Origin of the sequence: Micromonospora sp. NPDC023888, assembly GCF_040639415.1 — a bacterium.
Taxonomy (GTDB): domain Bacteria; phylum Actinomycetota; class Actinomycetes; order Mycobacteriales; family Micromonosporaceae; genus Micromonospora.
Genome location: NZ_JBEZZW010000007.1, coordinates 99,131 through 118,274, shown reverse-complemented (window position 1 = coordinate 118,274; position 19,144 = coordinate 99,131). Strand labels below are relative to the sequence as shown.

Sequence of the window (19,144 nt, the reverse complement as noted above, 5' to 3'; positions counted from 1 at the left end):
CGGCGGCGCTCAGGAGGAGGCCGGCGTCGGTTCGCCGGCGACTGCCTCGTCCACCGTCGGGTAGGTGTGCAGCACCTCGACCAGCCCGCTCACCTCGAGGATGCGAAGCACGCCCCGCTGCGGGGCGGCCAGACGCACGACGCCGCCGGCCTCGTCGCAACTGTTCTTGGCCCGGACGAAGACCGACAGACCCGTCGAGTCGCAGAACGAGACGTCCGCCAGGTCGAACACCAGCCGGTTGCGACCCTTGTCGAGCAGGTCGGTGATCTGGTCCTGCAGCTGCGGTGCGGTGGCCATGTCCAGCTCGCCCGCGACCGACACGACGACCACGTCGCCGCGCTGTTCCGTGTGCACCGTCAAGGACATTTGCCAGACCTCCTGTTATCGGGGGAACGGTATCCCACGACCGGGGTCGTACGCAGAACGGGAGCCGGGAGCCGGTGGCCGTCGTCATTCCGTTGCTACGTGGCAACTAGTTGATCAGACCCCGGTGATAGAGTCCGCCCGGTCCAGGTCAAGGGGGTTCCAAATGGCGTTGAGCACCGAAGAAAGTGGTCGGCTCGCCGCGCTGCTCAGCGGGCAGGCCGACCGGGTCACGTCGCGGTGGACCGAGATCGTCACCAGTTCGTTGCGAGGCCGGCTGAGCCAGGCCGAGCTGCGCCGGCAGGTCCAGGACCTGCATCGCGTCGTCGTCGCTGCCGCCGAGCAGGGCGACATCGACCTGACCGGCGACAAGGCCGCCGAGTTGCGGGCCGCCCTCTCCGAGCTGTCCCGTGGCCGGGCCCGGCAGGGGTTCTCGGCCACCGAGACCACGGTCAGCATCTTCGCGCTCAAGGACGTGCTTGCCGAGCTGGTGCAGGAGGCCGGCGGCAGCAACGCGCTGCACGACTACATCGCCTTCTCCAAGCTGGTCGACGAGATGGGCCTGTTCACCTTCGAGAGCTTCGTCCGCACCCGGGAGAGCCTGATCGCCGATCAGGCCGAGCAACTGCTCGAACTCTCCACGCCGGTGGTCAAGCTCTGGGAGGGCGTGGTGGCCGTCCCGCTGGTCGGCACCCTGGACTCGGCCCGGGCCCAGGTGGTGATGGAGCGGCTGCTGCAGACCCTCGTCGATACCAGCTCCCCGTACGCGATCATCGACATCACCGGCGTCCCGGCGGTGGACACCCAGGTCGCTCAGCACATCCTGAAGACCGTGGTGGCCGCCCGGCTGATGGGCGCCGACTGCATCATCTCCGGCATCCGCCCGCAGATCGCGCAGACCATCGTGGCGCTCGGCATCGAGTTCGGCGACATCGCCACCAAGGCGAGCCTCGCCGACGCGCTGCGTCACGTGCTGCGGCTCACCGGGGTGGAGACCGCCCGCCGCCAGCAGCCACGCCGGGGCGTCTGATGGAACGGGTGCCGATCCTCAAGATCGGCGACATCCTGCTCGTCTCCATCCAGCTCGACATGTCCGACCAGACGGCGGTCCAGCTTCAGGAGGATCTCGCCGAGCGGATCGTGGACACCGGCTGCCACGGCGTCATCATCGACATCACCGCGTTGGACATCGTCGACTCCTTCGTCGGGCGGATGCTCTCCACCATCGCGTCGATCTCCAAGGTGCTCGACGCGGAGACGGTGGTGGTCGGGATGCGTCCCGCCGTCGCCATCACCCTTGTCGAACTGGGGCTGTCGCTCAACGGCATCCGTACCGCGCTGAACGTCGAGCGCGGCATGGAGCTGATCGCGGCGGCCAACGCCGACGAGCTCGATCATCAGCTCGACGACGATCCGGACGCCGAGACGGCCACGACGTGACCGCGGACATCGACCTGGGCCACCCGCAGGCGCAGTCGGTCCGCAGCGACGAGGACGTGGTGCGGGTGCGGCAGTTGGTCCGCAGCGTGGCCGTGGCCGTCAAGCTGTCACTCGTCGACCAGACCAAGGTGGTCACCGCGGCGAGCGAGCTGGCCCGCAACACCCTGGTGTACGGCGGCGGCGGCTCGGTCGAGGTGACAACTGTGGACAACGGTCGACGCAAGGGCGTGCGGATCGTCTTCGCCGACTCCGGGCCGGGCATCCCGGACCTGGACATGGCCCTCACCGACGGCTACACCACAGGCGGCGGGCTCGGCCTCGGGCTCAGCGGGTCACGCCGACTCGTCGACGAGTTCGAGATCGAGACATCCCCCGAGTCGGGCACGCGGATCACGGTCACCAAGTGGTCGCGGTGAACGCCGACGCGGTCACCGACAGTGGCATCTGGTTCCGGGTAGAGGCCAGCAGCGCGGCGAGCGCCGTCCGGCGCGCCGCCGAACGCCTCGGTGCGCAGGTGGAGATGAGTGCGACGCGCGTCGCCGACCTGGCCATCGTCGCCGCCGAGCTGACCAGCAACCTCGTCAAGCACGCCGACGACGGGGTCCTGCTGCTCCGGCCGGTACGCCGGGCCGGGCAGGCCGGCGTGGAGTTGATCGCTATCGACTCCGGCCCCGGCATGGCCGACCTGACCGTCTCGTCGCAGGACGGGCACTCCACCACCGGCACGCTCGGCATCGGCCTGGGCGCCATCGTCCGGCAGGCGAGCTGGTTCGACGGATATTCGTTACCGGGCCGGGGCACCGTCCTCGCCGTGCAGGTCTGGCCGGCGGAGCCGGCGCTGCCGTCCTGGGCGGGTGCCCTCACCCGCCCGTTGACAGGCGAAACGGTGAGCGGCGACGGGTACGCCGTCCGGATCGCCGACGGGCGGCACCAGGTGCTTGTCAGCGACGGGCTGGGGCACGGCCCGCTGGCCGCCGCCGCCACCGACGCGGCGCTCGCCGCGTTCCGGGACGCCCCCACCGGGCCACCGGCGGCCGTGGTGGGCCACCTGCACCGGAGCATGTCGCACACCCGGGGCGCCGCGCTCGCGGTCGCCGAACTGGCGCCAGCGGCCGGCATCCTGCGCTACGCCGGGCTCGGTAACATCTCCGGCGTGGTCATCGAGGGTGACGGTCGCCGCCGCGGGCTGGTGTCACTGCCCGGCATCGCCGGCCACCAGCGCCCGACGATCCGGGAGTACGACTATCCGTTCGCTCCGGGGGCCCGGCTGGTGATGCACAGCGATGGGGTGGTCGACCGTTGGCGGTTGGCCGACTACCCGGGTCTGGCGGAGCGGTCCCCGCTGGTGATGGCGGCGACCCTCCTGCGCGACGCGGGTGTACGACGCGATGACGCCTGCGTACTGGTGGCGAGGTCCTGGGCATGACCGGCGAGCCGGCCGCCCTGCCGTTGCTGCAGATGGCGCTGCGGGTCGAGCAGGACATCTTCGTGATCCGCCAGCGGGGCCGCGAGGTGGCCGCGGTCGTCGGCCTCGAACACCAGGACCAGGTGCGGATCGCCACAGCGCTCAGCGAGGTCGCCCGGGACCTGCTGCGGACGACCGGCGGAGCGGACGTCTCCTTCCACATCGACGCGGGCGTCGACGGCCGGTTCCACCTGCGCGCCGACCTCGCCCCGGTGGCCGCGCTCCCACACGGCACCTACCAGCCGCAGTCCGGCGCGGTGTCCCGACTGGTCGACACACTGAGCCTTACGACCGTCGAGGGGGTTACGGTCGTAAGGATGTCCCGACGAGTTCCGGCCAACGCGCCGACGCCGACCCCGGAGCGGCTCGCCGAGTTCCGCACCGAACTCGGCCGTATCAGGCCGGGCAGCGCGCTGGACGAGTTGACAGTGCAGAACGGGCAGCTCATCGCCGCGCTCGACGAGGTGCGCAGCCAGCGCGACGAACTGGCCGTGCTGAACGAGGAGCTGGCCGAGACCAACCGGGGCGTGCTGGCGCTCTACAACCAGCTCACCGAGGAGTTGGAGGAGACCAACCGGGGCGTCGTCGCCCTCTACGCCGAGCTGGACGAGAAGTCGGCGCAACTGCGCGCGGCGAGCGAGTCGAAGAGCCGGTTCCTGGCCAACGTCAGCCACGAGCTGCGCGCCCCGGTCACCGCGATCATCGGGTTGGGGCGGCTGCTCACCGACTCCGCCTCCGACCCGCTCACCGAGGAGCAGGGCCGCCAGATCGAGCTGATCCGCTCGTCGGCGGCAGACCTGCTCAACCTGGTCAACGAGTTGCTGGACCTCGCCAAGGCGGAGTCCGGCCGGATCGAGCCGGACTGGGCGGACGTCGACCTGCGTCCGGTCTTCGGCCAACTGCGCGGCACACTGCGCGCCCTGGCCACCCGCCCGGGGGTGGCGCTGGTGGTGGAGGAGCCGACCGCGCCGGCCACGCTGCGCACCGACGAGGTGCTGCTCGGTCAGGTGCTGCGTAACCTGCTGCACAACGGGCTGAAGTTCACCGAGCGCGGCGAGGTGCGACTGCGGGCCCGCCGGCACGGCGACCGGTGGAACCTCGAGGTCAGTGACACCGGCCCCGGCATCGCTCCCGAGCTGCACGACCGGATCTTCGAGGAGTTCTACCAGGTGCCGGGCGCCACCCGGGTCGGCGGCACCGGCCTCGGCCTGCCGTACGCCCGGCGGTTGGTGACGCTGCTCGGTGGGACGCTGGCGCTGACAAGCGCGCCGGGCCAGGGCAGCACATTCACCGTCTCCCTACCCGCCGTCGAGGCGTGACGGCGTGGACGGCATGCCGGCAACCATCCTGGTGGTCGATGACAGTCGTACCAAGCGTTACCTGCTGGTCAGCTGGCTGACCCGGGCCGGGTTCACAGTGCTCGAAGCCGAGAACGGCGCCGAGGCGTTGGCGCGGGTCGAGGTGGACCGGATCGACCTGGTGGTCCTCGACGTCCGGCTGCCCGACCTGAGCGGGTACGAGGTCTGCGAACAGATCAAGGCCCGGCACCCGGCGATGCCGGTGATCCACGTGTCGGCGCACGCCGTCGACGTGGCCGATCGCGCCCAGGGGCTGACCCGGGGCGCGGACGCGTACCTGACCGAGCCGATCGAGCCGGAAGAGCTGATCGCCACCACGCGCGCGGTGCTGCGCTACTACCAGGCCCGGCAGCGCGCCGAACTGCTCGCCGAGCGCCTGCTCGGGCTTGCCGACACGACAGTGGCGGTGCACGCCGCGCCGACCTTCGCACGCCTGCTGGAGGCCGCTGCGGAGGGGGCCGCCCAGATCTTCAAGAGCCCCGCGGCGGTGATCGCCGAGACGTTCGACGGTGACTGTCTCGCCGGGATCTGCGCCGGTCCCGGCGCTTCGGTCGAGGTGGTGCCGTGGGTCGTCGACGACACCGGAGTGCCGACCGGTGCCACCGTACGGGTGGAGGCCCCGGCGAACTGGGCCCTGGTCGACTGGCCGGCGGACGACACGGTGACGATCGCCGCCGCCCGGCTGCGGGAGGATCGAGCCCCGCTGTACGTGGTGGTCCCGACCGCCACCCAGACCGCCCGGACCCCGGTGCTCAAGCAGCTCGCCCAGGCGGTGGCGGCGGCCGTGGAGGCACAGCGCTCCTTCGACGAGGAGCACCGGATCGCGGTCACCCTCCAACGCAGCCTGCTCCCGCGCGGGCTGCCCACCGTCGCCGGGCTCGATCTCGCGGTGCGCTACGAGCCGGCCAGCGCGCAGACCGAGGTGGGCGGCGACTTCTACGAGCTGGTGATGCTCGACGGGCACCTGCTGCTGGCGATCGGCGACGTGGCCGGCCACTCGCTGCACGCGGCGACAGTGATGGCCGAGCTGCGGCACGCGGTGCGCGCGTACGCCGTGGAGGGGCACCAGCCGGGGGAGATCCTGCACCGGGTGAACGAGCTGATGCGGACCCTGTTGCCGAACGAACTGGCGACGCTCTGCGTGCTGCTGCTGCACCCGCCGACCGGGCGGGTCCGGTTGGCCAGCGCCGGGCACCTTCCGCCGGTGCTCAACCTGGGTGGCACTGTCGAGTTCGTGCAGCACTCCGCGCCGCTGCTCGGCGTCCGCGCGCCTCGCCCGGCCGACCTGGAGTTCGTGCTGCCGGCCGGTGCCACGCTCGTGTTCTACACCGACGGGCTGATCGAGCGACGGGACGCCACGATCGACGAGGGACTGGCCGCGCTGGCCGCGGTCGCCGCCACTGTCGACGACGACCTGGACCGGTTCTGCGCCCGGCTGCTCGTGGAGCTGGCCCCACCGGAGATCCAGGATGACGTCGCGGTGGTCGTCCTGCGCCGCCGCTGAGCCTGGTCGGCCGGCTTCAGCGCACCGAGCGGGCGTACGCGGCGGGTGACACCCCGGCCACGGCGGTGAAGTCGCGGACCAGGTGGGCCTGGTCGCTGTAGCCCAGGTCGGCGGCGAGATCCGCCCACCTCAACGGGCCGCCGGCGGCCTGTTCGACGGCCTCCTGGAGCCGGTAGCGGCGGATCACCCACTTCGGCCCGACCCCCACGTACTCCATGAAGAGTCGCTGCAACCGGCGAACCGGAAGGTCGTGCCGCGCGGCGAAGTCGTCGACCCGCAGCACCGTCCGGTCGGTGCGGATCGCCTCGGCCAGCCGCACGGCCTCCTCGGCCAGCGGGCCGGGCTCCGGGCTCCAGGCGGTGAGCAGGGCGTCCAGCGCACGGCAGCGCTCGTCGTCGGTGGCCGCGCACACCGGAAAGTCGGGAGGTGGCAGCCGACCGGCGGGCAGCGGCACCCGGCGCCCCGTCAGTTCGCTGACCGGCCGACGCCAGAACGGGTGGAACCCACCGGGGCGGAACTGCACCCCGCAGACCCGGCCGGTGCCGGTGAGCGTGATCCGGAACAGGTCGTCGCCCACCCCGGCCACCTCGGCGGACTCCGGTCCGTCGCCGTCCCGCCGGAACACCACGTTCACCGCCGGATGCGGCACGACGCGCTGCTCGAAGGGTGTGCTCAACGCCCAGTCGATCAGCCAGTAGTGCTCCACCCAGGGGCGTAGCGCCTCGACCGGCAGACGCCGACGGAACCGCACCTCGCGCAGCATCCGCCCGGGGTCGAGAATCCCCCGGCTGTCGCCACGCGGTCGGTGTCGCATTTCTTCAAGACCACCCTCATACGCTGGCCCTATGACCACTAAGACTAGCGACCTGCTGGCGGCTGCCGCGCCGCGAACCGTCGACGTGGTGCGCGGCATCGCCGACGACCAGTTCGATCTGCCCACCCCGTGCCGCGACTACCTGGTGCGCGATCTGCTCAACCACCTGTTCGAGGTGGTGGTCAACTTCCAGGACCTGGCCGTCAAGCGGCAGGTGGAATGGGCCGACAAGCCCGACCACCTGGTCGACGGCTGGCGGGACCGGTTCGAGGTGGAGACCTCTCGGTTGATCGCCGCCTGGTCGGACCCGTCCACCCTGGAGGGTGTGTCACCGGGCATGGGCCTGCCGCAGCCCGTCATCGGCGGGATGGCTCTGCTGGACCTGACCGTGCACGGCTGGGACCTCGCCGTCGCCACCGGCCAGGCGTACCAGCCGGCCCCGGAGGCGGTGGCCGAGCTGCACGGGCTGGTCGAGCAGTTGGGCCCGACCGCCCGCAAGATGGGCGTCTTCGCCGAGCCGGTGTCCATCCCCGCAACCCCGACTCCGACCCCCGACCTGGCCCACCTGCTGACCCAGACCGGCCGCAACCCCACCTGGCCCACCACCCCATAACCGGCTCCTCGGTGATCAAGAGGTTCGCGTCAAATTCCGACCTCTCCGTGACGCAAACCTCTTGATCAACCAGGCGGGATGGGTGGGGGGTGGGTGGGGGGTTGTTGACTTGGCTATTCGCTCGGTGAATAGTTAGCCGGGTGTCCACGCCGCATGTTCTGCTCGGGTTGTTGGCTGCTGGCAGCCGGCACGGTTACGAGCTCAAGCGTGCACACGACGAGCGGCTGCCCCGGGCCCGGCCGCTTGCCTTCGGGCAGGTCTACGCCACTCTCGGCCGCCTGCAACGCGACGGCCTGGTGGCTGCCGCCGGGCAGGACCGCGCCTCCGGTCGGACCGCACCGCGTACGCGCTCACCGATCAGGGCCGGGCCACGCTGGACCAGTGGTTGTCCACAGTGGAACCCCCGATGCCGTACGTCGCCAGCACGCTGTTCGTCAAGGTCGTGGTGGCGCTGCTGGCCGCCGACGTCGACCGGGCCCGCTCCTACCTGATCTCTCAGCGTGCCGCGCACACCGCACGACTGCGTGAGCTGACCGCGGTCAAGGGAGACCCGGCCGCCACCCTCAGCGATGTGGTCGCGGCCGACTTCGCGATCGCCCACCTCGACGCGGACCTGCGGTGGTTGCACACCACCCTGGGTCGGGTCGCCGACTGGCACCGGGAGGTGCATCCGTGACACAACTCCAGGCTCGCGGCGTGGTTCGGGCGTACGGCCGGACACCCGCGCTGCGCGGCGTGACACTCGACGTGGCCGAGGGCGAGATCGTCGCCATCACCGGTCCGAGTGGCTGCGGCAAGTCGACACTGCTGCACTGCCTGGCCGGGATCCTCCGGCCGGACGTCGGCGAGGTCACCTGGCGTGGGCACCGCATCGACACCTGGTCGGAGGCGGCCCGTTCCCGGCTGCGGCGCACCGAGTTCGGGGTGCTGTTCCAGTTCGGCCAACTGGTCGCCGAGCTGACCGCCGCGGAGAACGTCGCCCTTCCCCTGCTCCTTGCCGGCACGGGGCGGCGAGAGGCGCGGACGGCGGCGTTCACCTGGTTGGAACGGTTCGGCGTGGCGGAGCTGGCCGACCTCCGGCCCGGTGAGATGTCCGGCGGCCAGCAGCAACGTTGCGCCACAGCACGAGCGCTCGTCACCGAGCCGAGGGTGCTCTTCGCCGACGAGCCGACCGGCGCACTGGACACGCTCACCGGCGAGCAGGTGCTCACCCACCTGGTCCGGCTCGCCCGTGAGCAGCGCACCGCCGTCGTGCTCGTCACCCACGAGCCGCGGATCGCCGCGTACGCCGATCGGGAGATCGTGCTGCGCGACGGCCTGGTGGACCACACCGGCCTGGGGCTCGACGTGCCGTCGGCCAGGGGCGCGCAGTGAGACCGGCGACGCTTGTCCGTCTCTCGCTGGCCGGCACGCGCACCGACACCGCGCGGGTGGTGCTCACCGCGCTCAGCGCCCTGCTGGCGACCCTGGCCGGGCTCGCGGCGCTCACCGTGCTGGCCATCGAGAAGCCCGCGGGCGACGCCTGGACGGAGTCCGAGCAGTACCGCAGCGCGTTGCTGCGTGAGCCCGGGTTGCGCGGCGGGACGGCGTTCGCGCTGCTGATGCTGATGATCCCGGTGCTGGCGCTGGCCGGCCAGTGCGCCCGGCTCGGCGCGCCGGCGCGGGACCGCCGGCTGGCCGCGATCCGGCTGGCCGGTGCCACCCCGGGCCAGGTCACCCGGCTGGTGGTGCTGGAGACCGGGGTGGCCGCCCTGTTCGGCACGCTCGCCGGCCTGGGTGCCTACCTGGTCGGCCGCAGGCTGCTGCACCGACCGGACGGGCTGGGTCAACTGGCCCTGCCCACCGACGTGCTGCCGTCGGCCGGCGCACTGGCCGCAGTGGTCCTCGGTCTGCCGGTCGTCGCGGCGCTGGCCGCCGGCCTGCTGCTGCGCACTGTCACCACCAGCCCGCTCGGGGTGAGCCGCAAGGCCTCCCGCGAGCGCGGGCCGCGGCCGTGGGCCGGGATCCTGATCGGGCTCGGGGTGGCCTCGTTCGTGGCGGTCCGCCCGGTGACGTACCAGTTCAGGGGCAACGACGACCTGCTGTTCTGGCTGGTGCCGTTGCTGTTCCTGGTGGGTGGGTTCGCGGCGATGATCGGGGTGGTGATCGGCACCGGCTGGATCTCGTACCACACCGGGCGGATGCTGCGTCGGCACGCCCGCCGGCCCGCGGCCCTGCTCGCGGCGGGCCGGTTGATGGCCGACCCGTGGGCGGGCAGTCGCACCTTCGCGGCGCTGCTCGCCGCCCTGATGTTCGGTGCCGGTGCGGCCGCGCTGCGCGCCTACTTCGTCATCCAGGACCAGCTCGACGAGGAGCAGGACCGGCTCGCCGGGGCGCGCGGGGGCGCGGACTCGTTCTACCTGTCCACCATGGACCTGGTCGACGCCGCGGTCGCGCTTGCCATCCTGATCGCGGCGGGTGGGCTGATCGTCGCGCTCGTCGAGGGGATCGTCGCCCGCCGACGCGCGTACGCGGCGTTGGTCGCCACCGGGGTGCCCCGGGCCACGCTGAGCCGTTCGGTGGCCTGGCAGGCGTTGGCCCCGGCGGCACCGGCGATCCTGCTCGCGCTCACCGTGGGCGCGCTGCTCGGTCGAGGGCTCTTCCCCACGGCGGGGACGGGCGGGTCGTCGACGTCGGTCTGCGAGGCCTCGGCGGCGCTGTGTGCCGACCCGGCCACCAGTGAGCAGTACACCAGGGTCATCGAGACCCCCGGGTTGGAGCGAGCGGTGCCGGTGCCCCTGGAACAACTGGCGTGGCTCGGCGCCGGTGCCCTGGCCGCCGTGCTGGTGACGGTCGGTGTCGGCCTGCTCTTCCTGCGCGCCAGCACCGCCCTGGACGAGCTGCGCACGGCCTGAGTCGATGTAACACCGCTGGTGGCGGTGCCGCTGTGTGCAACGGAGACCCGGCCCATCGGGTCCCCGACGTCGGTTGCCGGCGTGGTGACGGTGGGAGTTTGCCAGATGCACAGTCAACCGGGCTCTGTCCCACCGGTGTTCGTCGACGGCACCGGGCGTCGCCGCCGGCTGACCATGATCGCGGGCACCGCCATGGGCCTTGGCCTGCTCACCAGCCTCGCCCTGATCGCCGCGGGGCTCTTCCTGGACACGTCGGTGCCGCTGCCCGGCTGGTCGGACGACTCCCGGGGGACGCGGCCGGTGGAGGCCGGCGTGGACGGGGTCAGCCCGCCCCGGGTGGCCGAGTCGCCGTCGCCGTCACCGGCGGCCCGTACGTCGGCGCCGATGCCGCGGGCCACCCCGACCAGCGACCGATCCCCGACCACGACCGCCACGGCCACCGGGACGCCATCCGCCACAGACCAACCGGGCCGTGGTGACGAGCACCGCAGGACCGCCAAGCCGAGCAGGTCGCCCGGCAAGCCGCAGTGATGATGGCGAGACACGTGGCCCGGCGAGACCCTCGGGCGCACTGGCTGCTGCTCCTGCTCGGGCTGCTCCTGCTGCTTGCGGCGCTCACCGTCAACGGTCTGCTGACCGGTCTCGCGGGCGGCTCGGGAAACGCCACCGCAGGACCCGCGCCGGACGTCCCGGCCGCCGTGGGCTCGGGTGGCCCGGTGCTACGGCTGGATCGTGCCGAACCGGTCAGCCGGGCGTTGCCGGCCCGCACCATCGCGCTGACCTTCGACGACGGGCCGGACCCGCGCTGGACGCCACAGGTCCTCGACGTCCTGCGTCGGCACGGCGCGCACGCCACCTTCTTCGTGGTGGGCGCCCGGGTCAACGAGCACCCCGAACTGGTCCGGCGGATCCTCGCCGAGGGCCACGAGATCGGGTCGCACACGTTCACCCACGCCGACCTCGCCAAGGTGTCGCCGTGGCGGCGTGACCTCGAACTGTCGCTGACCCGCAAGGCGGTGGCGTCGGCCACCGGCCGGGAGGTGACACTGCTCCGCCCGCCTTTCTCCTCGGTGCCGACGGCGCTGACCGGGTCCGAGTACGTGGCGTTGCGCGCCGCCGCCGACGCCGGGCACGTCGCGGTGCTCAGCGACCTGGACACCAAGGACTGGCAGCGGCCCGGCACCGACCAGATCGTGCGGGCTGCCACCCCGAGGCGGGGACAGGGGGCGGTGGTGCTCATGCACGACGGCGGCGGTGACCGGGCGCAGACCCTCGCCGCGCTGGACCGTCTGCTGCCCGCGCTCGGCGATCAGGGCTACCGGTTCACCACCGTCTCCGCCGGTATCGACGCCTCGCCGTCGATGGTTCCGGCGGGCACTGGTACCCGGCTGAGCGGCACCGCACTGCGCTGGACCCAGACCGGTGCCCGCTGGTCCGCCGAGGTGATGAACGTCCTGCTCGCCACCGCACTCGTGCTCGGGGTGGCGCGTCTGGCCGTGCAGGTGTTCTGCGCCCAGCGGCACGTGCACCGGGTCCGCCGGCCCCGCCGGGGTCGTCCCGAGGTGCGGGTGCCGGTGTCGGTGATCGTGCCCGCGTACAACGAGGCCGCGAACATCGCCGCCACGGTGCGTTCCCTGCTGGCCAGCGCGTACCCGGCGCTGGAGGTGATCGTGGTGGACGACGGGTCGGACGACGGCACCGCCGACATCGTCGAGCGGATGCGACTGCGCGGGGTACGCGTGATCCGGCAGGCCAACGCCGGCAAGCCTGCGGCGCTGAACACGGGCATCCGGGCGGCGCGGGCGAACCTGCTGGTACTTGTCGACGGGGACACCGTCTTCCAGCCGGACACCGTGCACCGCCTGGTGCAGGGCTTCGCCGACCCGTCGGTGGGCGCGATCAGCGGCAACACCAAGGTCGCCAACCGGCGTCGGCTGCTCGGTCGGTGGCAGCACCTGGAGTACGTGATCGGGTTCAACCTCGACCGGCGGATGTACGACGTGCTGGAGTGCATGCCGACCATCCCCGGAGCGATCGGCGCGTTCCGCCGCGAGGTGCTGCTGCGGGTGGGAGGGGTGCCGTCGGACACGTTGGCCGAGGACACGGACCTCACCATGAAGGTGCTCCGGGCCGGCTGGCGGGTGGTCTACGAGGAGTCGGCCATCGCCTGGACCGAAGCCCCGTCGTCGTTGCGTCAGCTCTGGCGGCAGCGCTACCGCTGGTGCTACGGCACCATGCAGGCGATGTGGAAGCACCGGCACGCGCTGCGCGAATCGGGTGCCGGAGGCAAGCTGGGGCGACGCGGCCTGCCGTACCTGACGGTGTTCCAGATCGTGTTGCCGCTCACCGCGCCGGCGGTCGACGTGTTCGCCGTCTACGGCCTGCTCTTCCTGCCCTGGTCGACCCTCGCCCTGGCCTGGGCGGGACTGCTGCTGCTCCAGGCGGCCACCGCCGCGTACGCGCTGCGACTGGACCGGGAACGGTACGGCCCACTGTGGACGTTGCCGTTCCAGCAGTTGGTCTACCGGCAGCTCATGTACCTGGTGGTGGTGCAGTCGGTGGTCACCGCGTTGATCGGCAACCGGCTGCGTTGGCAGCGGATGGTGCGGACCGGTGAGGCGGCGGCGTTGGTCGGGGCCGGCCGCGGCTGACGCCATCTCAAGGCGGCGTCAGCCGTCGGCCGGTCAGGTCGGGGTGTGGAAGAGCCCGGCCGACCAGGAGATCAACAGGCCGACCGCGGCGGAGCAGCAGCAGACGAGCAGAGCGGCGGCGACAACCGCGAGGATCATCCCGGCGGACGCCCGCCGGGGCGTCCGCCCCGGCTCGTTCCCGTCGGTCATGGCCGCCGCCCGTCGTCAGGCCCGGCCCAGGCGGTCCAGGATCCAGGCGTTGATGAACGCCTCCTCACGCCAGGAGTCGTAGCGACCGCTCGGACCACCGTGCCCGGCGCCCATCTCGGTCTTGAGCAGGTAGTCGCCGTTCGGGGCGACCGCCCGCAGCCGGGCGATCCACTTCGCCGGCTCCGAGTAGAGCACACGGGTGTCGTTGAGGCTGGTCACCGCGAGGATCGCGGGGTAGTCCACAGCGGCGACATTCTCGTACGGCGTGTAGGACTTCATGTACGCGTACACCTCGGGGTCCTCAAGTGGGTTTCCCCACTCCTCCCACTCGGTGACGGTGAGCGGCAGCGACGGGTCGAGGATCGACGTGAGCGCGTCCACGAACGGCACCTGCGCGACGATGCCGGTGAACGCGTCCGGCGCCAGGTTCGCCACCGCGCCCATCAACAGGCCGCCGGCCGAGGCCCCGCGGGCGACCAGCCGGTCGCTGCCCGTCCAGCCGGCCTTGACCAGGTGTCGGGCGCAGGCGACGAAGTCGGTGAAGGTGTTCTTCTTGGACAGCAGCTTGCCCTGGTCGTACCAGCGTCGACCCAGTTCCCCGCCGCCCCGGGTGTGCGCCACCGCGAAGACCACGCCCCGGTCCAGCAGCGACAACCGGGCCACCGAGAACCACGGATCCATGCTTGCCTCGTACGAGCCGTACCCGTACAGCTCGCAGGGTGCCGAGCCGTCCCGGGGCGTGCCGACCCGGCAGACCAGCGAGATCGGCACGCGGGTGCCGTCGTCGGCGAGCGCCCAGTCCCGGTGCTGCTCGTACTCGGCCGGGTCGTACGGCCGTCCGTCCGGGCCGGGCAGGACCGGCTTCTGCTTGCGCAGCACCATCTCCCGGGTGACCAGGTCGTAGTCGTACACGGAGTCGGGCGTGACGAGCGAGGAGTACCGCAGGCGGACCTGTCCGGTGCGGTACTCCGGGTTGGCGTCCAGGCCGACGCTGTACAGCGGCTCGGGGAAGTCGATGTCGTACGAGTCGTCGCTGCCCACCGGCAACACCCGCAGCCCGGTGAGCCCGTCGGTACGCAGTGACACGACCAGGTGGTTGGCGAAGGCGTCCACTGCTTCCAGCCGGGTGCCGGGGCTGTGTTCGATCACCGGCACCCAGTCGCCGGGCGCGTCCGCCGAGGTGAACGCCAGCGCGAAGTCCTCAGCGCCGTCATTGTGCAGGATCAGGAAACGGTGGCCGTGGTGCTCCACCGCGTACTCGACGCCCTGCCGGCGGGGGGCGATGACGGCCGGCGCGCCGGTCGGGTTGCCGGCGGGGATCACCAGGACTTCGCTTGTCACCTTGCTGTGGATGTCGATCAGGATGAACTTCTCCGACCGGGTCAGCTCCACGCCGACCCAGAACCGCTCGTCGTCCTCCTGGTGGACCACCACGTCGTCGGCGGCGGCGGAGCCGACGGTGTGCCGCCAGACCCGGTTGGGCCGCCAGGCGTCGTCAACCGTCACGTAGAACAGCACCGAGGCGTCCGTCGACCAGGCGGTGCCGTAGAACGTGTCAGGTACCTCGTCCGGCAGCAACTCACCGGTGGTCAGGTCCTTCACGCGCAGGGTGAACCGCTCGTCGCCGGAGAAGTCGGTGGAGTAGGCCAACCACCGACCGTCCGGGCTGACGTCGAACGCGCCAAGCGAGAAGAAGTCGTGCCCTTCGGCGAGCAGGTTGCCGTCGAGCAGCACCTCCTCACCGTCGAGCGGGGCGCCGTCCGCGCTGACCGGCGGTTCGATCTCGCCGTCGCGTACCGCGCGCCGGCACTGCACTCCGTACTGCTGTCCCTCGACGGTCCGGGTGTAGTACCAGTGCCCGCCCTTGCGGGTCGGCACGGACAGGTCGGTCTCCCGGGTGCGTCGGCGGGTCTCCTCGAACAGTTCCTCGCGAAGCGTGGCCAGGTGCGCCGTACGCGCGTCGGTGTACTCGTTCTCGGCGGTCAGGTAGGCGATCGTCTCGGGGTCGTCCTTGGCGGCGAGCCAGGCGTACTCGTCGACGACGGTGTCGCCGTGGTGCCTGCGCTCGCTGGGCACCCGCTTCGCCGCGGGCGGGGCAGTCTCGGTGGTCACGGCGGCCACGTTACCGGCCGACGCCCACGATGAGCCGTACCAGCGGCATCCCGATCAGCCCCACCTCGGCTTTCGAACACATGTACGATAGCCGGCATGGCGGCAGCAGCGAGTTCCCTCGATCGGTCCGGCGCTCTCGAGATCACCAGGCGACTGGCGGCGATCTGCGGTCCGCCGTTCTCCCGGCTCGGCGGTGCGGCCGACGAGGTGGCGGGGCGGCGGGCGCGTTGGGTGGCGGTGCCGGGCGGTCCGCACGCCGCCGCCGAGGTGCTGCGGCTGGCTGCCGCGCACGACCTGGCGGTGGTTCCCCGGGGTGCCGGCACGAAGATCGATTGGGGCGCCACTCCCGTGCAGGTCGACATCATGCTCGACACCGGCCGGCTGGCCGGCATCGGTCACGAGCCGGTTGGCGCGCCGGTGGCCGAGGTGGGCGCCGGCACCCCGCTGCGAGCGGTGCAGACCACCCTGGAGCGCACCGGGCAGCGGCTGGCGATGGACGCCCCGTCACCCGGCGCGACCCTCGGCGGCGTGCTCGCCGCGGGCGAGGCCGGCCCGCTGCGCCACCGCCACGGCAGTCCGTGCGACCAACTGCTCGGCGTCCGCTACCTCGCCGCCGACGGTGAGCTGGTGAGCGCCGGGGGTGGCGCGCCCGGTCTCGACCTGGCCCGGCTGCTCTGCGGCTCCCAGGGCGCGCTCGGTGTGCTGGTCTCGGCGAGTCTGCGGGTGCAGCCGATGCCGGCCAGCCGCCTCTGGGTGTCCCGCCCGGTGTGGACACCACTGGAGGTGCACGACCTGGTCCGGACGATCCTCGCCGCCCGACTGGAGCCGGCGGCCATCGAGCTGGACCTGCCCGGAGGCACGCCACGGCCACGTACGCCGTACCCGCCCGGTCACCCGGCCGCCACCGCCCGGGAGCGTCACCCGTCGATGTCCGGCCGGGCCGGTGCGCCGTCCCGGGCGGGCAGCCTGGTGGTGCTGTTGGAGGGTGGCCCCGCCGACGTCACCGAACGCGCCGAGCGCCTGGTCGGCCTGCTGCACGGGGAGGCGACGATCGCCCACTCCGCGCCGACGTGGTGGCGTCGCTATCCGTTCGCGCCCGGCGACACCGCGCTGCGCCTGGAGGTTCCGATCGGTGACCTGCACGCCGCCGTCTACGCGCTGCGCGACGCGGCCGGCGCGCCGGTGCCGGTGCGCGGGTCCGCCGGGCTTGGCGTGGTGCACGCGGCACTGCCCGGGGCGATGGCCCCCGATCGGGTGGCGTCCATCCTGGCCGCCGTCCGAGGGGTGCTGCTGGCCCGGCAGGGCCGCTGTGTGGTGGTCTCCGCTCCGGCGGCGGTCCGCCAGGCCGTCGACCTGTGGGGCGAGTTGGCCGGCCTGGCCCAACTGCGGGAGGCCAAGGCGCACCTCGATCCGGAACACCGGCTCGCCCCCGGGCGTCTCCCCGGCGGTCTGTGAGCCCCGCCCCCGGGTGGGTCAGTCCATCCACCAGCGGTGCATGTCCACCAGCGGTGGGGTGAAGCGGGCCGCAAGCACCAGCAGGGTGCCGGCCGCGCCGGCCAGCAGCAGCGCTCGGGTCGCCCGGGGGAGAGCCCCGCGTTCCCGGGCGACAACTGCCACCCGGGATCCGTGGCCCGCGCGTGACGGTCAGGTCGCGTCGTTGCGGAGCACCAGGATGGCGATGTCGTCCCGGGGTGGCTCCACCGAGAAGTTGATCGCGGCGGAGCGCAGCCGGGCGGCCACCACGTCGGCCGAATATCCGGCCAGGGGCGCGGCCGCGTCCCGCAGTCGGTCGGTGCCGAACAGTTCCCGCCCGCGCCGCCGTTCGGTGACGCCATCGGTGTAGAAGATCAGCGAGTCGCCCGGCGCGAGCGTGATCTTCGCCGTTGGCGAGGTGATCGTGTCGAGCAGGCCGAGCGCGGTGCCGCTGGTGCCGACGAACCCCGCGCCACCCGCTGCGGCCAGCAGCACCGGCTGGTCGTGCCCGGCCAGATGCAGCGACACGTCCAACTGATCGCCCTGGCCGGACCCGACTGCCGCCAGCGCCAACGTGCAGTATCGGCCGCCGCCCCGCTCAACAAGCGTCTCGTTGAGCCGCGCCAACACCTCCGGCAACGGTTTGCCGTCGCCGACCAGCACCCGGATCACGTCCCGGACCAGCCCGGTCACCGCGGCGGCCTGTACGCCCTTGCCCGAGACGTCACCGATCACCACCAGCCAACGCCCGTCGGGCAGCGGCACCACGTCGTAGAAGTCGCCCCCCACCTCGGCGTCGTCGCCGGTCGGGACGTACTCGGCGGCGAAGCCGATCCCGTCCACGAGCGGCAGCACCGGCGGCAGCAGGGACTGCTGAAGCGTCTGCGCCACGCGGCGACGCTCGGCGTGGATCCGGGCGTTCTCGATGGCCAGCGCGGCCCGCCGGGCCACGTCCTCCAGTACGGCCACCTCGTCCGGGTCGTGCCGGTGCCGCTGGTGCCGACCCACGGCCAGGGTCCCGAGCCGCTGACCTCGCGCGATCAGCGGGACCGCGAAGCCCTCCATCGGCCCGCCCAGGGGGATCTGCGCGGCGCTGCGGGACGCCTCGCGCAGCCGAGCCTGGATGGAGTCCGGCCCGGTCTCGGCCAGCACCTTGTGCAGCTGCGGCAGCATCGACTCGTCGGCGTGGCTGGCCGCCGCCAGCCGGAGCCGGCCCCACTCGTCGGCGGTGTGCACCGCGCACCACTGGCCGAGCCGGGGCACCACCAACTGCGGGACCAGCGCCATGGTCAGGTCGACGTCCAACGACTGGGCGAGCAGCTCGCTCGCCTCGGCCAGGAACGTCAACCACACCTGCCGGCGGACGTCGGCCCGGCGCAGCCTGTCGTTCTCCAGGTGCAGCGACAGCCGCTCGGCGGTGAGCACCGCGAGCGGCCGGGCGTACGCCGACGGCGCGGCGTCCAACTCCAGCTCCCCGGCGTACGGGCGGTGCACCGTCAGTGGCACCCGGAGCAGTTCGCTGTCGGCGCGTGGTGGCCGACCGAAGCGGGCCAACACCTGGCGTCCCTGCCCGTCACCCCGGTCCAGGCGGATCGCCCCGCCGGCCGCTCCCACCATCTCGGCGACCCGGCTGAGCAGGTTGGTGGCGAAGTCGGGCAGCGGGTCGTCCGCGTACAGGTCGGGGGCGGTTTGCATGAGTTCGCTCATCGCGCTGGCGCTCGGCGTGGATTTGTCGGTGCTCGCCTGGGGGTCGCCACCGGTGGCGACCTCGGCCCGCGGGTCGGTGCCGGGGCGGTCCAGCCGGAACCAGACGCCCTTGCCGGTGGGCAGGTACGTGGTGCCCCAGCGGCTGGCGAAGTGGTCGACAAGCAGCAGACCCCGGCCCCGTTCGGAGACCTCGTCGATCTCGGTGGAGTCGTTGCGGGAGCCGACTGTCAACTCGTCGCCGGAGCCCGGGGCGAAGTCGGAGACGGTGACAGTCAGCCCGATGTGGTCGGCGACGACCTCGATGTCCAGCTCGGTGCGGGCGTGTTCGACGGCGTTCGTGGTCAGCTCGGTGGTGAGCAGCAGGGCCTCGTTCACCAGTTCGTCCAGGTGTGACTCGGTCAACACCGAGCGGACCACGGCACGGGCGGCGGCTGGCGTACGGCGGTCGGCGGGCAGGCGGACGCGCCGGGTAGCCCCGTCCCGGGCCCCGGCCGTCGCGGGCCCCGCCTCGGCTGACACCCTCGTATCCTCCACCGTCCCCCCATCGGGTGCCAAGCCGAT

General features: G+C 72.4%; 18 protein-coding genes and 1 pseudogene. 13 read left to right on the top strand and 6 right to left on the bottom strand.

Annotated elements, in window-relative coordinates; all coding sequences use genetic code 11:
- Positions 1-9 precede the first annotated feature (9 nt).
- Positions 10-366: an STAS domain-containing protein gene (locus AB0F61_RS08600; RefSeq protein WP_007454464.1), complete on the bottom strand. Its 357-nt coding sequence runs from the start codon at positions 364-366 to the stop codon at positions 10-12.
- A 163-nt stretch (positions 367-529) separates the two neighbouring features.
- Between AB0F61_RS08600 and AB0F61_RS08595 the strand changes: the two genes are divergently transcribed.
- Genes AB0F61_RS08595 through AB0F61_RS08570 form a run of 6 tightly spaced genes read left to right on the top strand, consistent with a single transcriptional unit; the run spans position 530 to position 6,130 of the window.
- Positions 530-1,393: an STAS domain-containing protein gene (locus AB0F61_RS08595; protein ID WP_357805308.1), complete on the top strand. Its 864-nt coding sequence runs from the start codon at positions 530-532 to the stop codon at positions 1,391-1,393.
- Positions 1,393-1,803 carry an STAS domain-containing protein gene (locus AB0F61_RS08590; protein WP_357805305.1) on the top strand — a complete coding sequence of 137 codons (411 nt, stop codon included), beginning with the start codon at positions 1,393-1,395 and terminating at the stop codon, positions 1,801-1,803. The genes AB0F61_RS08595 and AB0F61_RS08590 overlap by 1 nt, the downstream gene beginning before the upstream one ends.
- Positions 1,800-2,219 carry an anti-sigma regulatory factor gene (locus AB0F61_RS08585; protein ID WP_357805302.1) on the top strand — a complete coding sequence of 140 codons (420 nt, stop codon included), beginning with the start codon at positions 1,800-1,802 and terminating at the stop codon, positions 2,217-2,219. The genes AB0F61_RS08590 and AB0F61_RS08585 overlap by 4 nt, the downstream gene beginning before the upstream one ends.
- The gene (locus AB0F61_RS08580) at positions 2,216-3,229 is read left to right on the top strand and encodes a SpoIIE family protein phosphatase (RefSeq protein WP_357805981.1); all 1,014 of its coding nucleotides are present in this window, start codon (positions 2,216-2,218) and stop codon (positions 3,227-3,229) included. Before AB0F61_RS08585 ends, AB0F61_RS08580 begins: the two co-directional genes overlap by 4 nt.
- A complete protein-coding gene (locus AB0F61_RS08575; RefSeq protein ID WP_357805299.1) occupies positions 3,226-4,587 on the top strand; it encodes an ATP-binding protein in 1,362 nt (453 codons plus the stop codon). Before AB0F61_RS08580 ends, AB0F61_RS08575 begins: the two co-directional genes overlap by 4 nt.
- A gap of 13 nt (positions 4,588-4,600) precedes the next feature.
- Complete coding sequence (locus AB0F61_RS08570; protein WP_357805296.1) at positions 4,601-6,130, top strand: SpoIIE family protein phosphatase; 1,530 nt, start codon at positions 4,601-4,603, stop codon at positions 6,128-6,130.
- A 16-nt stretch (positions 6,131-6,146) separates the two neighbouring features.
- Here AB0F61_RS08570 and AB0F61_RS08565 read toward each other — a convergent pair whose 3' ends face one another.
- The gene (locus AB0F61_RS08565) at positions 6,147-6,944 is read right to left on the bottom strand and encodes an AraC family transcriptional regulator (protein ID WP_357805293.1); all 798 of its coding nucleotides are present in this window, start codon (positions 6,942-6,944) and stop codon (positions 6,147-6,149) included.
- A 31-nt stretch (positions 6,945-6,975) separates the two neighbouring features.
- Between AB0F61_RS08565 and AB0F61_RS08560 the strand changes: the two genes are divergently transcribed.
- The 6 genes and pseudogenes from AB0F61_RS08560 to AB0F61_RS08535 all read left to right on the top strand — a co-directional run bounded on the left by AB0F61_RS08560 (position 6,976) and on the right by AB0F61_RS08535 (position 13,102).
- Complete coding sequence (locus AB0F61_RS08560) at positions 6,976-7,557, top strand: TIGR03086 family metal-binding protein (RefSeq protein WP_357805290.1); 582 nt, start codon at positions 6,976-6,978, stop codon at positions 7,555-7,557.
- Positions 7,558-7,697: 140 nt separating this feature from the next.
- Positions 7,698-8,233, top strand: a pseudogene (locus AB0F61_RS08555) (PadR family transcriptional regulator).
- Complete coding sequence (locus AB0F61_RS08550; protein ID WP_357805287.1) at positions 8,230-8,931, top strand: ABC transporter ATP-binding protein; 702 nt, start codon at positions 8,230-8,232, stop codon at positions 8,929-8,931. Before AB0F61_RS08555 ends, AB0F61_RS08550 begins: the two are co-directional and overlap by 4 nt.
- The gene (locus AB0F61_RS08545) at positions 8,928-10,451 is read left to right on the top strand and encodes an FtsX-like permease family protein (RefSeq protein WP_357805285.1); all 1,524 of its coding nucleotides are present in this window, start codon (positions 8,928-8,930) and stop codon (positions 10,449-10,451) included. Before AB0F61_RS08550 ends, AB0F61_RS08545 begins: the two co-directional genes overlap by 4 nt.
- A 105-nt stretch (positions 10,452-10,556) precedes the next feature.
- Positions 10,557-10,982, top strand: coding sequence for a hypothetical protein (locus AB0F61_RS08540; protein ID WP_357805284.1), 426 nt, complete (start codon positions 10,557-10,559; stop codon positions 10,980-10,982).
- A 14-nt stretch (positions 10,983-10,996) separates the two neighbouring features.
- Positions 10,997-13,102 (top strand): bifunctional polysaccharide deacetylase/glycosyltransferase family 2 protein, encoded by a 2,106-nt coding sequence (locus tag AB0F61_RS08535; RefSeq protein ID WP_357805282.1) that lies wholly within the window; start codon positions 10,997-10,999, stop codon positions 13,100-13,102.
- 33 nt (positions 13,103-13,135) lie between these two features.
- Here the strand turns inward: AB0F61_RS08535 and AB0F61_RS08530 are convergent, their stop codons facing one another.
- Together AB0F61_RS08530 and AB0F61_RS08525 are read right to left on the bottom strand one after the other, a co-directional pair.
- On the bottom strand, positions 13,136-13,291 hold the full coding sequence (locus AB0F61_RS08530; protein ID WP_357805279.1) for a hypothetical protein: 156 nt from the start codon (positions 13,289-13,291) through the stop codon (positions 13,136-13,138).
- A 15-nt stretch (positions 13,292-13,306) separates the two neighbouring features.
- Positions 13,307-15,403, bottom strand: coding sequence for a S9 family peptidase (locus AB0F61_RS08525; protein WP_357805276.1), 2,097 nt, complete (start codon positions 15,401-15,403; stop codon positions 13,307-13,309).
- Between the two features lie 96 nt (positions 15,404-15,499).
- Between AB0F61_RS08525 and AB0F61_RS08520 the strand changes: the two genes are divergently transcribed.
- On the top strand, positions 15,500-16,858 hold the full coding sequence (locus AB0F61_RS08520; RefSeq protein WP_357805273.1) for an FAD-binding oxidoreductase: 1,359 nt from the start codon (positions 15,500-15,502) through the stop codon (positions 16,856-16,858).
- Between the two features lie 18 nt (positions 16,859-16,876).
- Here AB0F61_RS08520 and AB0F61_RS08515 read toward each other — a convergent pair whose 3' ends face one another.
- The gene (locus AB0F61_RS08515) at positions 16,877-17,020 is read right to left on the bottom strand and encodes a hypothetical protein (protein WP_357805270.1); all 144 of its coding nucleotides are present in this window, start codon (positions 17,018-17,020) and stop codon (positions 16,877-16,879) included.
- A 27-nt stretch (positions 17,021-17,047) separates the two neighbouring features.
- On the bottom strand, positions 17,048-19,102 hold the full coding sequence (locus AB0F61_RS08510) for a SpoIIE family protein phosphatase (protein ID WP_357805268.1): 2,055 nt from the start codon (positions 19,100-19,102) through the stop codon (positions 17,048-17,050).
- Positions 19,103-19,144: the final 42 nt, after the last annotated feature.

Coding starts and splice junctions, on each gene's coding strand:
- AB0F61_RS08520 (WP_357805273.1), top strand. CDS start 15,500: ATGGCGGCAGCAGCGAGTTCCCTCGATCGGTCCGGCGCTCTCGAGATC.
- AB0F61_RS08575 (WP_357805299.1), top strand. CDS start 3,226: ATGACCGGCGAGCCGGCCGCCCTGCCGTTGCTGCAGATGGCGCTGCGG.
- AB0F61_RS08600 (WP_007454464.1), bottom strand. CDS start 366: ATGTCCTTGACGGTGCACACGGAACAGCGCGGCGACGTGGTCGTCGTG.
- AB0F61_RS08595 (WP_357805308.1), top strand. CDS start 530: ATGGCGTTGAGCACCGAAGAAAGTGGTCGGCTCGCCGCGCTGCTCAGC.
- AB0F61_RS08540 (WP_357805284.1), top strand. CDS start 10,557: ATGCACAGTCAACCGGGCTCTGTCCCACCGGTGTTCGTCGACGGCACC.
- AB0F61_RS08570 (WP_357805296.1), top strand. CDS start 4,601: ATGCCGGCAACCATCCTGGTGGTCGATGACAGTCGTACCAAGCGTTAC.
- AB0F61_RS08565 (WP_357805293.1), bottom strand. CDS start 6,944: ATGCGACACCGACCGCGTGGCGACAGCCGGGGGATTCTCGACCCCGGG.
- AB0F61_RS08530 (WP_357805279.1), bottom strand. CDS start 13,291: ATGACCGACGGGAACGAGCCGGGGCGGACGCCCCGGCGGGCGTCCGCC.
- AB0F61_RS08560 (WP_357805290.1), top strand. CDS start 6,976: ATGACCACTAAGACTAGCGACCTGCTGGCGGCTGCCGCGCCGCGAACC.
- AB0F61_RS08590 (WP_357805305.1), top strand. CDS start 1,393: ATGGAACGGGTGCCGATCCTCAAGATCGGCGACATCCTGCTCGTCTCC.